General features: G+C 36.4%; 12 protein-coding genes, 1 tRNA gene and 1 pseudogene. 8 read left to right on the top strand and 6 right to left on the bottom strand.

Annotated features, from left to right (window positions below; genetic code table 11):
- Nucleotides 1-27: 27 nt before the first annotated feature.
- The 3 genes from HZR84_06570 to era are packed head-to-tail and all read right to left on the bottom strand — an operon-like array spanning nt 28 to nt 2,519.
- Nucleotides 28-270, bottom strand: a complete 243-nt coding sequence (locus HZR84_06570; protein ID QNL21611.1) for a hypothetical protein — start codon at nt 268-270, stop codon at nt 28-30.
- A 60-nt stretch (nt 271-330) separates the two neighbouring features.
- Entirely contained in the window at nt 331-1,638 is a 1,308-nt protein-coding gene (der, locus tag HZR84_06565) for a ribosome biogenesis GTPase Der (GenBank protein ID QNL21610.1), read from the bottom strand.
- Nucleotides 1,639-1,640: 2 nt separating this feature from the next.
- Nucleotides 1,641-2,519 (bottom strand): GTPase Era, encoded by an 879-nt coding sequence (gene era / locus HZR84_06560; protein ID QNL21609.1) that lies wholly within the window; start codon nt 2,517-2,519, stop codon nt 1,641-1,643.
- A 136-nt stretch (nt 2,520-2,655) separates the two neighbouring features.
- Between era and HZR84_06555 the strand changes: the two genes are divergently transcribed.
- Both HZR84_06555 and HZR84_06550 read left to right on the top strand, forming a co-directional pair.
- Nucleotides 2,656-2,728, top strand: a tRNA-Met gene (locus tag HZR84_06555).
- Nucleotides 2,729-2,937: 209 nt separating this feature from the next.
- A complete protein-coding gene (locus HZR84_06550) occupies nt 2,938-3,261 on the top strand; it encodes a GIY-YIG nuclease family protein (protein QNL21608.1) in 324 nt (107 codons plus the stop codon).
- An 11-nt stretch (nt 3,262-3,272) separates the two neighbouring features.
- Here HZR84_06550 and HZR84_06545 read toward each other — a convergent pair whose 3' ends face one another.
- Nucleotides 3,273-4,049, bottom strand: coding sequence for a hypothetical protein (locus tag HZR84_06545; GenBank protein ID QNL21607.1), 777 nt, complete (start codon nt 4,047-4,049; stop codon nt 3,273-3,275).
- Between the two features lie 256 nt (nt 4,050-4,305).
- A pseudogene (locus HZR84_06540) lies at nt 4,306-4,965 on the bottom strand (hypothetical protein).
- A gap of 140 nt (nt 4,966-5,105) precedes the next feature.
- Here HZR84_06540 and HZR84_06535 point away from each other — a divergent pair.
- The 6 genes from HZR84_06535 (at nt 5,106) to HZR84_06510 (ending at nt 11,616) form a co-directional block, all read left to right on the top strand.
- Entirely contained in the window at nt 5,106-6,326 is a 1,221-nt protein-coding gene (locus tag HZR84_06535; GenBank protein ID QNL21606.1) for a sulfite oxidase, read from the top strand.
- Nucleotides 6,326-6,796 (top strand): monoheme cytochrome C, encoded by a 471-nt coding sequence (locus HZR84_06530; protein QNL21605.1) that lies wholly within the window; start codon nt 6,326-6,328, stop codon nt 6,794-6,796. The genes HZR84_06535 and HZR84_06530 overlap by 1 nt, the downstream gene beginning before the upstream one ends.
- The gene (locus HZR84_06525) at nt 6,780-7,709 is read left to right on the top strand and encodes a sulfurtransferase (GenBank protein ID QNL21604.1); all 930 of its coding nucleotides are present in this window, start codon (nt 6,780-6,782) and stop codon (nt 7,707-7,709) included. The genes HZR84_06530 and HZR84_06525 overlap by 17 nt, the downstream gene beginning before the upstream one ends.
- A 13-nt stretch (nt 7,710-7,722) precedes the next feature.
- The gene (locus HZR84_06520; GenBank protein ID QNL21603.1) at nt 7,723-8,598 is read left to right on the top strand and encodes a sterol desaturase family protein; all 876 of its coding nucleotides are present in this window, start codon (nt 7,723-7,725) and stop codon (nt 8,596-8,598) included.
- 222 nt (nt 8,599-8,820) lie between these two features.
- Nucleotides 8,821-9,819 carry a glycosyl hydrolase 53 family protein gene (locus HZR84_06515; protein QNL23206.1) on the top strand — a complete coding sequence of 333 codons (999 nt, stop codon included), beginning with the start codon at nt 8,821-8,823 and terminating at the stop codon, nt 9,817-9,819.
- A gap of 87 nt (nt 9,820-9,906) precedes the next feature.
- Entirely contained in the window at nt 9,907-11,616 is a 1,710-nt protein-coding gene (locus HZR84_06510; GenBank protein QNL21602.1) for a sodium/sugar symporter, read from the top strand.
- Between the two features lie 96 nt (nt 11,617-11,712).
- Here HZR84_06510 and HZR84_06505 read toward each other — a convergent pair whose 3' ends face one another.
- Entirely contained in the window at nt 11,713-14,550 is a 2,838-nt protein-coding gene (locus HZR84_06505; protein QNL21601.1) for a two component regulator three y domain-containing protein, read from the bottom strand.
- Nucleotides 14,551-14,562 lie beyond the last annotated feature (12 nt).

Genomic DNA, 14,562 nt, shown 5'->3' with positions numbered 1-14,562 from the left:
GCGGTTATTTTTTAAATGAATTGAAGATTATTCCATTGTTTCTTCTTCCATTTCTTCTTCTTCACCTTCCATGTCATCCATTTCAGTAGAATCTGATTCCATAGTTTCTTCCTCCATAGGAGCTTCTTCCATAGTTTCTTCAGTTCCTTCTTCCATAGTAGTTTCTTCAACTTCTGTAGTTTCAGCTTCACCTTCAGATGAACCTCCACCTGCACAAGCTGAGAAGAATAACATTCCAGCGATAATTAGTAAGGATAGTAAATTTTTCATAACAGAGTAATTTTTAAAAAGTAAAATTATGTAATTCCATTGTTCTATTTGAACAAATATCTATTTTTTTTTGAATATGAGACTAACGGGCACACCATTAAGTCCAAAATGATGGCGTAATTTGTTCTCTATAAAGCGTTTATAAGGATCTTTAATGTGATTTGGAAAATTACAAAAAAGTGCAAAAGCAGGAGTTTTTGAACTTAATTGTGTTATATATTTAATTTTTATGTGTTTATCGCGATAAGAGGGAGGTGGATTTCTTTCAATTTCAGGAAGTAGTTTTTCGTTGAGCTTTGAAGTTGAAATTTTACTAGCTCTGTCTTCATAAACCTGAATTGCAATTTCAATTGCTTTCATAATCCTCACTTTTTCTGTAATTGAGGTAAATACAATCGGAATGTGAGACATTCCGGACAGACGATCTCGAATTTCTCTTTCCCAATCTCTGGCCGTATTGGTCTCTTTCTTAATCAGGTCCCATTTGTTGACTAAAATCACAACGCCTTTTTTATGACTTTGCGCCAAAGCGACAATATTCATATCCTGAGACTCGAAACCCCTGCCTGCATCGATCATGACAATACATACGTCCGCATCTTCCATGGCTTTAATTGTACGGAGATTACTGTAGAATTCAATATTGTCTTTTAATCTTGACTTTCTCCTAAGCCCGGCGGTGTCGGTGAGAATGAATTCTTTTCCATAGGCATTATAATGTGTAAACACCGCATCTCTGGTAGTTCCCGGGATATCTGTAACGATACTTCTTTCAGAGCCGGTAAGAAAATTCAATAAAGAAGATTTACCCGCATTGGGACGACCCAGAATGGCAATTTTAGGCAGGTGAGCATATGGATCTTCCACACCTTCTGTATCAAAATGTTTTACAATCTCTTCAAGCAGATCACCCGTGCCCAATCCATTTTCGGAGGAAACCGGGAATATTTCTTTGAAACCCAGACTGTGAAATTCGGCTGCCAGATAGATTTTATCGTGCATGTCGGTTTTATTGGCAACAACGATGACAGGTTTTTCACTTTTTCTCAGGACATTGGCAAAATCCTGATCCAATCCTGTGACTCCCGTTTTTACATCAACCATAAACAGTATCACGGAGGCCTCCTCTATTGCAACTTCTACCTTATCTCTAATCGCCTCTTCAAATACGTCTTCCGAGCCTTTGACATAACCACCTGTATCTATTACGGAAAAGAAATTGCCTTGCCACTCAGCACGGCCGTAGTGATTGTCGCGAGTGACACCACTTTGATCATCCATAATGGCATCTCTTTCGCCGACAAGTCTATTATATAAAGTTGATTTGCCCACATTGGGCCGGCCAACAATGGCCACAATATTTCCCATAATTAATTATAACCCAATCTTTCCAGTTTACTTTTATTTTTTCTCCAGTCTTTTTCCACTTTCACATAGGTCTGTAGAAACACCTGTTTGCCAAAAAAAGCTTCAAGATCTTTTCGCGATTCTATTCCTACTTTTTTTAGCATGGATCCGCCTTTTCCGATCATAATAATTCTCTGCGATGTTCTTTCAACTAAAATTGAGACGCTGAGATGTAAAATTTTAGCCTCATTGATAAATTCATCTACAATTACCTCACATGAATAAGGAATTTCCTTTTTATAGAGTTTGAATATTTTTTCCCTTATTATTTCAGACACAAAAAAACGTTCGGGTTTATCGGTAAACTCATCTTTTGGAAAATACGGAGGATGCTCCGGTAATTCATTCTTAATTTTTTGCAGGAGAGAATCGGTGTTGATCCCTTGTTTAGCAGAAATCTCAAAATATGCATTTGCCTCTACCTCTTTTTCCCATATTTCCTTTTGGACTTTAAGTTTTTCAGAATCCACTAAATCAATTTTATTCAGAAGCAGATAAACTGGCATTTCCAATCTTTTAATTTTATGCAGGAAATTATAGGTCTTCGGTTCGTCACGGATATCCACAAGAAATAATACGATATCTGCATCTTCAAGCGAAGACTCCACAAACTTCATCATGTTTTTTTGAAGCTGGTAGGCCGGATCAATAATACCCGGGGTATCCGAATAGACGATTTGAAAATCATCAGAATTGAGAATTCCCATTATTCTATGGCGAGTGGTTTGTGCCTTTGGAGTGATGATAGAAATTTTTTCTCCGAGGAAATGATTCATAAGAGTGGATTTCCCCGCGTTGGGTTTTCCGATAATATTTACAAATCCTGCTTTATGTTCTGACAATTCGAAATTTTTTGCAAAAATACCTCAATTATTGCGTTTTCTAGGTTTTTGATTGAGGAATATTGAATCAAATCAAAAATAAAGCCTCATCAATCTTGGAAAAGCATGTTAATTCTATATACCTTTGCATTCACATCGCGGGGTGGAGCAGTTGGTAGCTCGTCGGGCTCATAACCCGAAGGTCACAGGTTCGAGTCCTGTCCCCGCTACAATGAAGAAGAGCAGAGCTCTTCTGAAGAGTACCCTGACAAGCTTGCTTCGTCAGGGTATTTTTGTTTCAATCCACTACATACTCTCTTTTCATAGCAAGCTGACCCTACTCGAAATCTTACATACGAAAAATAATTGCACATACATGTGAAGACCATATTCACACAATAGCACAAAAGAATGTTACAATTATTGTCAACTTTTATCCATGCATTGGGTCTATGTACTCTATTCAAAACGAATTGACATGTTTTATAAAGGCATAACTGTCGATGTCAGAAAAAGACTTATCAAACATAATGAAAAAGGAAATTTCTCAACCAGAAAAGGTGTTCCTTGGAAATTGATTTGGTCTATTGAAAAACCAAATAAGAGAGGAGCTGCTATTCTTGAAAGGAAATTGAAAAACCTGTCAAGGCAGAAACTTATTCGAATCTTATTGAATTATCAGGAATGCATTAAGAAACTGGATTTACATAAATGGCTTTATCGCTTATTGAATGATTTGTTTGCCAGTTCGAAGACATTTTAATTTCGATAAATTTAAGAACCACAGGCGATGGAACCTTCCATTACTACTGTGATGACAGAATCCGGTTCGAAAACAATATTATCCAACAATATTTCATAGCCCTGACTTGTTGATGAAACTTCTACAGATCCGCCAATTATATCAATAAATCTACCCTGAATGGAAATATCTCCGTTAAAGGTAGACGCTGAAGGAGGAGTTGATTTGGAGACCGCATTATAGGTGCCGGGACTCGGTTCACTTTCAAAACTTAATGAGAGGAATGAAACCAATTCTGGTGCACCTATCCTTTCAAAATTATGTATGGTAATATAGTCCAAGGGGGCTTCAGAGCAAGACTCTCCGGTTATCAAATAATCATTTCCGGAAATGACTATATCTGCGGTTTTTCGTGTACCGGGTTCAATTTTATTTCCTGAGAAGCTGAAAACTATATTACCATCGGCATCAGAGCCGGAAAAAAAAATGCCGGTTTCACTCAATTGCCCTGAAAGGGATGAAAAAGATGTATTTCCACTGGAGGGCTCCCCTTGAAAAGTGTTTCCAGTAACACTAAGCTCTGCAAATTCAACTCCTTCATAATATCCTATGAAAATATTTGAACTGTCCCTCTCAAAGCTGTATAACACGGTTCCAATACCCACACTAGTTACATTAATTTTTCCCTCGTATTCTCCACTTATATCTTCATTTTTGACCGGATTTGAAGAAGAATCATTTTCGCTCTCACAAGCGATAAAGATTAAACAAAAAATTATGCAAAGGCTGAATTGAAAACTATTATTCATATGATTGGCTTTAATCTATAATCTATTATTCCGAAAGTTTCGTGAGGAAATTTAAGAAAAACTGTGTAACAAGAATTGAATAATTACTAAAGATTCAAAATTTTAGAAAAGAAAATTTCCCATTTTTTGAAATCTCAAAAATGAAAAGCCTCAATTTGTTTTGTTTTTAATTCAGTACCTCAATTTCATTTATAAGGTTTTCCGCATTTACCTGGGTCAGATCTATTTTACTGGAATTATTAAATACAGACTGATAATTAATTCCCTTTATCAACAATGTAAATCCCATTGCCAATAACCAAAGTACTTTTATGTGGAATAAAGGTTTGTAAAATTCCCAGTAATCAGGGATAAACAGAATTATGCCCATAACCACCAGACCGAGTAATGAAGTAAAAATCCCCAGCCATTTTGGAAACATATTCCACTTTAGAAAACCCGCTCCCAGTAAGACCAGACCTACACCTGAGAATATTCTTCCAAACCGCATAAAACAGGTGACATATTGATTTGTAAATAGAATTCCATCCATAAAAGCCTGAATTTCTTCAGGTGATTTTCCCATGGTCTGACCAACTCCCCAGGCACCGTAATTGTAATAGAAAGCAGCTGCTATTGCAAGGGTAAATGTGCCAACCACTACCATTCCAATTCCGGGGAGCATTACCACTCGAATGGGTTTTTTGGTTACCAATGTAGTGAAGGCAAACATGGCAATACCCATTGTGACCCAACCGAAAATATGAATGCGGTACATCCAAATCCAATACCATACATTTTCACCAATTGAAGCAAAATCTTCTGCCACAAAGTATTCGCCGACATGATGTGATGAAAGTGCCCATCCTCCCCAGAGGAGAATTGCACCAATAATAAATGCCCAACCCGTAAATTTAGCATCGAAATCCTGATTCATAATTATAGTATTAGTTTCCCCAAAAACTTTGAAAAATACTATAGCCATTTCTTTGATTCAGTAACATTTGTAACATAAGGCCTTTATATTTAGATATAACTTGTGAAGATTTATAAGTAGCAGAATAAATCAATCCAGAATTGAAGAGACGAGAATTTGTAAAAAAAGCTAGCTTGACTTCATTTGCCGCCCTTTTGGCATCGGATATTGTCTTCGGAGCCTATATGCCAGAAGGTTATATACCTCTTGCTCTTCAGGAAGCGGATCCTTTTCAATTATTTAATAAGCATAAAGAAATGGTGCTTCTCAATGACAGGCCCTTGAATATGGAAGCACAGGCTCACCTGCTGGATGAAAAAGTTACACCCAATTCAAGAATGTTTATCAGAAATAATGGATTGATCCCTGAGATCAACAATGTTAAAGACTGGACTCTGAAAATAGATGGTGAATCTGCAGCAAGCAAAAAAACATATACATTAGAACAACTTAAAAGTAAATTTCAACAACATTCTTATCAATTGACACTGGAATGTGGTGGCAATGGCCGAAGCGAGTTTGACCCTCCGGCAAAAGGGAATCAATGGACGATAGGAGCAGTACATTGTGCTAAATGGACCGGCATACGATTAAAAGATGTTTTAAATGATGTCGGAATCAAAAGTGATGCGGTTTATATTGGTTATCATTCTTCAGATGTGCATTTAAGCAAAGCTAAAGACAAGGAAGTAATTTCAAGAGGTTGCCCAATAGACAAAGCCCTACAGGATGAAACCCTTTTGGCTTTTCAACTCAATGATGAAGACATCCCAATGGTTCACGGTTACCCCATTCGCCTAGTAGTTGGAGGCTATCCCGCATCTGCATCCGGAAAATGGGTCAACAGAATTAGTATAAGAAACAAAATTCATGACGGTGCAAAAATGGGTGGAGATGCTTATCGATTACCTTGTGATCCCGTTGCTCCTGGAGAAAAAGTGGCTGATGAAAACATGTGCATAATAGAATCTATGCCGGTTAAATCTTTGATTACTTTTCCGAAGTCTGGTGCTATTCTTAGGAATAAAAAATCACTTCAAATTCGCGGACATGCCTGGGCCGGAGAATTGGAAGTAAAGCGAATGGAATATTCTGTGGATTTCGGATCTACCTGGAATGAATGTCAACTTGAAAGGCCGGCTAATCGTCTTGCCTGGCAACATTTTAATGCAAATGTACAATTCCGGGGCAAGGGCTATTATGAAATTTGGGCCAAAGCCACCGATTCAGCTGGAAAATCACAACCAATGCTCGTACCAGGCTGGAACCCAAAAGGATATTTGAATAATGCCTGCCATAGAATAGCAGTAAAAGTGATTTAATGTCTCAGGATAAGGATTTCATTTATTTATTAAACAGGACGATTTATGTTGTTCTTTTTGTATTTACCATGACGGTAGTCCTTGCTGCTATGATTGGCTACTATATTTATGACCCAAATTTGAGTGCTTTCAGATCAGAAACTGTTGTGGTTGAAGTCAATTCCAAAAATGATCCGGATAAAATTGAAAACGGAATACATCTAAGAACAGGATTGGTAGAAGCTGAAGGCCTGATGGCAGTAGTCAATAATTGTACAGGCTGCCATTCTTCAAAATTGATCATTCAAAACAGAATGAATAGAGAACGCTGGAACTCAACTATAAAATGGATGCAGGAAACTCAAAATCTATGGGATCTCGGAATGAACCAGGAAGTGATTGTCAACTATTTAGTAAACAATTACCCACCAAAAAAGAAAGGGAGAAGAGAAAATTTAAAAGATGTGGACTGGTATGTATTGGAGAATTAGCTTGGTCCTTTTAATATTTGTGGGTTTTGCTTGCAAAAAAGAAAGCAAAGTCCTAACTGAGAATTCAGGAACAAAGCTATCGGAGTACAATAGCCAATATTTAATTGAAGTTGATGAATTGCTGCTTTCAATTAAAAATTCTAATCTTAAAATTGTAGATATGCGAAAGGCTGATGAGTTTAAAAAGCATCACATTCCGGGCGCCTTGAATATCCAAAGATATGAGTTAGAGAATGACTCATTTCCATTCGAAGGCATGATGGCCAATTCCCAACAGATTGAAAAGCTGTTCAGAAAAATCGGGATAAAAAATAGCGATACTATAATAATTTATGATGATAATGGTCTATGTGAAGCAAGCAGGTTATGGTGGGTACTTCAGTATTATAATTTTAATCAGGTAAAACTTTTGCATGGAGGAATAAATGAATGGAAGGCCAAAGGTGGTCAGTTGACAGAGGAAAATAAGAATGTTGAAAAGTCTGAGTTTGCATTGCCACGGAAATTAAATAAGAAATATTTTGCTTCATATGCAGAGATCAAAGTGGCCATTTCAAAAAAATCAATTATCCTGGATACACGTTCTGCTATTGAATATTCAGGTGAAAAGCATAAGAAAGGGGCTTACAAAGCAGGAAGAATTCCAAACAGTTTAAATCTCAATTGGGCCGAAACAATAAATTTTTCGGGCAACAAGAAATTCAAATCGCGCGATTCTCTTGAACATATTTTTAAAAAATTGAATTTGGATAAAGAGGAGCAAATTATTGTGTATTGTCATAGTGGAGTTCGCTCCTCGCATACAACCTTTGTACTCTCCCAGTTGTTAGGATATAATAATGTCAAAAATTATGACGGCTCCTGGATAGAGTGGAGTTATTTCGATAGTACAAATATTTTTCAAGATTTATAAAAAATTAATATCCATGTCAAAGTACTTTGAAGCCTTTTACAATACCTTTTTAGGAACCGTGGAATGGACTTGGAAATCAATCATATTTGAAGTACCCTGGTACACAAATTATTTCTGGGGGCTTATTGTTATATCGCTTTTTGCCTGGGGTCTTGAACTGACCTTTCCCTGGCGGAAGAATCAAGCAATATTTCGCAAAGATTTTTGGTTAGATGGCTTTTATATGTTTTTCAATTTTTTCGTTTTTGCCATTGTTATTAGCGGAGTTTATAAAATTTTAGAACTGGCTTTTGCCGAAGCGAATATTACTATGGCCAGTCTGGCTATCATAAATATGGAAGCCTGGCCGGCCTGGTTGCAATTGGTGATTTTCTTTATAATACTCGATTTTGTTCAATGGTTTACCCATGTTCTTCTCCACCGTTATCCATTTTTATGGAAATTTCACAAGGTTCATCACAGTGTGAAGGAAATGGGTTTTGCTGCACATTTGAGATACCATTGGATGGAAAATATACTTTATAAACCATTAAAAACATTTGGAGTCATGATATTAGGCGGTTTTGAACCCCAACAAGCCTATATAGTTCATTTCCTGGCCATAACGATCGGCCACTTGAATCATTCCAATGTTAAAATTACCTGGGGGCCATTAAAATACATTTTTAATAATCCTGTGATGCATTTGTATCATCATGCCTATGTATTGCCTGAAGGACGCTATGGAGTGAATTACGGAATAAGTCTGAGTCTATGGGATTACATTTTTAAAACCAATTATATTCCAGAAGAAAGCGGAACAATTGAAATTGGATTTAAAGGAGATGATAAATTTCCCAAAGATTTTATTGGTCAGAATACTTATGGTTTTAAAAAGGGTCAGCTTTAATGGCCCTAAAATTTTGTTTATTTGAATTCCGGCCTCTTTCAATATTAAATTTTGAATCAAAAGAATTCATTTCTTAAATCGACAATTTTAATCATTGTTTTGGCTCATTTTATTTTCGCCTGTGACGGGGACGATAATTCAAAAGGGCCGATTCCAATTCAAGATTATGCCGATACTATCCAGTTGAACTATTATGGTGCGGATCTTTCGTATGTCAATGAAATGGAGGATTGCGGTGCCTTGTATTTTGATGAGGAAGGTGTGCCAAAAGATCCCTATCAAATATTTAGAGATAATGGTTGCAACCTGGTTCGATTGAGGCTTTGGCATGATCCTTCATGGTTTACTAATTATTCTAATTTTGAAGATGTTAAAAAATCCATAGCCAGGGCCAGAGCATTGGATATGGCTGTGCTTCTCGATTTTCATTATTCAGATGACTGGGCCGACCCCGGTCGCCAAACTATTCCCCAGGCATGGAGATCAGTAATCAATAATCTTCCAGCGCTTTCTGATTCACTCTACAATTACACCTATCAAACCTTAAAAAAATTGTCAAATGAGAATCTCCTACCTGACATGGTTCAGATTGGCAATGAAATAAATCCTGAAATACTACAAGCAGGAGAGCCCGTTCAATGGCCAATAAACTGGAATAGAAATTCTACCTTGATAAATAAAGGAATCAAGGCCGTAAGGGATATTTCCCTGGAAAGCGGAAAGAATATTGAAGTGATGTTGCATATAGCCCAACCCGAAAACGGACTCTGGTGGTTTGATGAGGCATTTGACAATGGAGTGATTGATTTTGATTGGATAGGCCTAAGTTATTACCCAATGTGGTCTGATTATGAATTAAATGACCTAAGCATTGCCTTAGAGTTATTAATTAAAAAACACAACAAAAAATTGATGATCGTTGAAACCGCTTATCCTTTTACGACTCGAAATGCCGATGCTGCCGGTAATATATTAGGAGTTGATGCTGGGGTTCCCGGAATTGACATTTCTTCTGAAGGTCAACTGGAATTCTTGATGGAACTTGAAAAAGAAGTATTTGAAGCAGGGGCTAATGGAATTGTTTATTGGGAGCCCGCCTGGGTTTCAACGGGGTGTAGCACACGATGGGGCATTGGATCACATTGGGACAACGCTACTTTATTTGATCAAGATAAAAAAGCAAATGAAGGCATGAAATTCTATAATGAAAACCTTAAATAGTCAATAAAAAGTGATTGCCAATACTCAATGCATTTAATTTTATAAATATTCAAAACAGTTTATTCTCGGTTGAATTTGTAAATGTTGATGTCATCCGGAACAAGCAATTTTTCTTATTCATTAATTTATCTGATGTTCACAATATATTTAATCAATTATCAATTTAGACTAAATGCTAAAATGAATTTTTCTACTCTTGATATTATTGTATTTGCAGCTTATGCTTTGCTGATCATCACAATCGGTTTATGGGTTTCAAGAGACAAAAAGGGACATGATAAAAGCGCTGAAGACTATTTTCTTGCAGGAAAATCCCTACCCTGGTGGGCGATCGGTGCTTCTCTAATTGCCGCAAATATTTCAGCAGAACAATTTATTGGGATGTCGGGATCGGGTTTTGCAGTGGGTCTTTCCATTGCTTCATACGAATGGATGGCAGCTATTACCTTATTAATTGTCGGAAAATATTTTCTACCTGTTTTCATCAATAAGGGGCTTTATACAATTCCGGAGTTTGTTGAAAAACGTTACAGTACACAACTCAAAACAATTCTTGCGGTGTTTTGGATTGCGCTTTACATATTTGTCAATTTGTCTTCCGTACTGTATCTCGGCTCACTGGCACTTGAAACTACACTTGGAATCCCGATGCTTTATGGAGTGATCGGATTGGCCTTATTTGCAGCAGCTTATTCCTTATATGGTGGCTTATCTGCGGTTGCATGGACCGATGTAATTCAAGTGGTATTTCTTATCCTTGGTGGGTTGATTACCACCTACCTGGCTTTAAATGTTGTCTCTGATGGGGCTGGTGTAATAAAGGGTTTTAGTCATTTAATTGATTCTGCACCTGAGAAATTTCATATGATTTTAGATAAGTCAAATCCTGAGTATCAAAATTTGCCGGGAATTTGGATATTAATCGGTGGGCTTTGGGTGGCTAATTTATATTACTGGGGCTTTAATCAATATATCATCCAAAGGACGCTTGCTGCTAAATCACTAAAAGAAGCTCAAAAGGGAATTGCCCTGGCCGGGTTTTTAAAATTGGTCATTCCTTTTATTGTAGTTATCCCGGGAATTGCCGCCTACGTAATTGTAAATGACCCGGAAATTATGCTGCGATTGGGCGAAGCAGGGCAGTCAAATATTCCGGCTGCGGGAGCTTCAGATAAAGCCTATCCGTGGTTATTACAATTATTGCCTTCCGGTTTAAAAGGGATAGCCTTTGCCGCTTTGGCGGCTGCTGTTGTGTCTTCGCTCGCCTCAATGCTCAATTCTACATCCACCATTTTTACAATGGATATTTACAAACCATATATTAATAAAAATGCGGGAAACAAGCAATTGGTACGAACAGGTAGAATTACAGCGGGGATAGCCTTAATTATTGCATCGGTGATGGCACCCTTGCTCGGTGGAATAGACCAGGCTTTTCAGTTTATTCAGGAATATACCGGTATCGTTAGCCCAGGAATTCTGGCTGTATTCTTACTGGGATTGTTCTGGAAAAAAGCCACTAATAAAGCAGCTATTTGGGGGGCACTGCTTTCAATTCCAATTGCAGTATTACTTAAGGAATTTGTTCCCGGTATGCCTTTTTTAAATCAAATGGGATTTACGGCTATCGGGACCATGATTATAATTGTGATTGTCTCTTATATCTCGGGAAAGGGTGAAGATGATCCAAAAGGAATTGATATCTCCAAAGGTTATTTTAAAACCGACTCCAAATTTAATATTTCAGCTTTTGCCATTTGCATTATAACTGCAGTACTATATGCATTATTTTGGTAATGGGTTATTTTAATACTTGCTTTTTCCGATAAATTTACCCCACCGGTAATACATACATTAATTCCTTTGGGATTTTAAAATTGCAATATCTGCTTACTAATAATTGAGGATAAATTCAGTCAAATTTTGAGAGCGTTCTAAATTTAACTTTTTCCTCAATCGATACCTTGCAATTTCTACCCCTCTCACCGAAATGTTTAAAAGATTGGCAATTTCTTTGGTTGATAAATTTAGCCTTAAATAGGTGCTCAACTTTATATCCTGTGGGCTGAGTTTTGGATATTCAGATTGAAACCTTTTTGAAAAATCACCGTGTACCTTGTCAAAATGAATTTGAAAATTGGCCCAATCATCTTCGTCCTGAACATTTTTCTCTATTTCTTTTACAATTTTCTTAATGTTTGATTTTACTTCTTCATTAGTGCTTTTTTTAACGACGGATTCGAGATTCGATTTTACACCATTGATAAATTCATTTTTATTCAGCAAATGCATGGTATTCGTAGCCAATTCAGAATTCATATAGTCAATTTCGGATTGTAATTTTTCATTTTTTAACTGCTCAATTTCACTTTCACTTTGCTTTGTTATTGTGTCTAATTGTTTTTCTTTTTCACCTATTTCTTCTAATCTTTTTCTATCCAGTTTTTGCTTTTCCTTTTCATAACGCTTATCTAAAACAACCATCAGACTAATTAATGCTGTTAAACTTAAGACAACATAAATTATATATGCCAAGGGTGATCTGAACCAGGGCGATAGCACCGTAAATTTGAATTCCTCTATTTCACTTATTTGATTGAGTGCGTTTTTAGATCTGACTTTGAATATATACTCTCCTTCCCTGAGATTCGTGTAATCTTTTGAATTGACATTGGTCCATTCACTCCATTCTTTATTAAATCCTTCCAGTTTATATTGAAACTGAGGTAAGGTGGTAGTGCTGTATGAAGTAGAAGAAAATCGGAACGTAATGTTGTTTTGCTTGTAGTTTATTTCAGGGATGGGATGTTTACCTGACCTGCCATTTAAATGCATATTTCCTGCCAAATAGGTAAACAAGGTATCGTATGAGTTATAAACATCGCGAATCAAGGTGTAGAATTTCTCTTCTGACTGTTCATAGAAATTATTTCTGTCGAATAAAACAAAGCCTTCTTTTGCTCCAAATAAGACTTGATTAGCATTTATAATATTAATATTGGGAAGGTCATCGTTCAGAAGTTTTCGCACCTTGTTAAAAGACTGGTCGTGTTTTACATAATTATTCGGGCCTATTTTTTCTAAAAACCCCAAAGAAGTATTTGTAATAAAATAAATATTACCGAATACATCGGGCTTCATTACATTGACCTGACTTCCCTTAAAATAGCTACTGAGAATGCTGTCTTGTGAAAAAGTTTTACTCTTGTATTCGTAATTTAAGATTCCCTCTTCTGATATGACTTTTATTTCACCATCAATTTTAGTGATGGTATTTTGAAGGTTGGTAGGCAGCCCCTTATCCTGGTTAAAAAATTCAATTTTTGGATCTAGTAATCGCTCTCTTGATAATGAAATTTTAAACAAACCCTTATATCCATGAGAAACCCACAAAATGCTGTCTTTATCCAAAGTCAGAATTCTTGAGGATTCATAATAAGAATTGATTTTACCTACTTTATTGTTAAGGTTATTGCGATAGACATAGATTCCATCATAGCACCCTTGAAAATAATAGTTGAACCACTTTACAAACATCCAAGAACCGGTTTCATTAAAGAAGTTTTCGGCATTGTTATCACTAATAAAAAAGGCTCCTTCGTTGTGATTTAAAATTAGATTTCCGGATACTTCCTGAAGAAAATAGGTTTGGCCTTCCGAACCCCTCACTTCTTGCGGTTCGCCATCAAATGAATAAACACCATTATTGGTACCAAGATATAAATCATTTTGACTGCTTATGGCTGAATAACCAGTTCCCGGAAGTCCAATATTTTCATTGATTTCTCTAAAAGGTGATTGAACCTCTAAAAAAGAGATGCCGTTATTTTGTCCTACCCAAATATTTTTATTTTGATCTTCAAATATGCTGAGTATGGTTCGGCTCAGCAATCCTCTTTCCTTGTTGACATTGATAAGAATATTCCCTTCAAGATCAATAATATAGATTCCGTTATTTTGAGTACCGATAGCTAGATTTCCATTGGAGAGAAGCAGGGCACAATTAATAAAGGTTTCTTCAAATAATGCATTTAGATTTCGATTAAAAGGACGAATTCCTTTTGGGCCAAGCAGCCAAATGCCATTTCTGGACGTGGTAATTAGTAAATTGTTTTCATCAATACTGGTTACAGAGGATACAATTTTATCAGAAAAGAACGTCATATGTTCTTTGGAATGAAATCTTCCATTTTCAATTACATGCAATCCTTTGCCAGGAATATGAGAATAGATTTTGTTTTTGGTTTCAAATGAAATATCAAGTATAGATTTAGGATCAATGACCGTGATTTGTTCATCTTCATATACATACACATATGAAAAGGTACAGAAATAGGCTTTCCCTTTTATGAAATAGGTTTTCCAGGTTTCATCAATTTCCCTGTATTTTTTAGGTATTTTTGATTTTAGAGAAATATAAATGAGTTGGCCTATGGAATCTGCCTCAAAGTATCCGAAATCACCCTGATAACCGGCATAAATTCTTCCGTTTTCATCGATAGCAAGGCTTCTCATTTTCGTGGCATTTGTTACGTTAAACTGATGCCAGTCGTTACCATCGAATTGCAAGAGACCAAAATTATTTGCAATATAAATTATTCCCTTGCGATCCTGGCTTATTTGCCAATTCTGTATGCCACCTGAATACTCTTCAGGATTGTAATTTCTTATGAGTGGTAATCCGGGTAATATGCTTCCGTAAATCTGAGTAAAAGAAATCAGAATTAGCAATATGATGAATTT

It is taken from the genome of Hyphobacterium sp. CCMP332 (assembly GCA_014323545.1).
In the GTDB taxonomy this organism is placed as follows: Bacteria; Bacteroidota; Bacteroidia; order Cytophagales; family CCMP332; genus CCMP332.
Note: the sequence above shows the minus strand (reverse complement) of the source record. Positions and strands in the feature narration are given on the sequence as shown.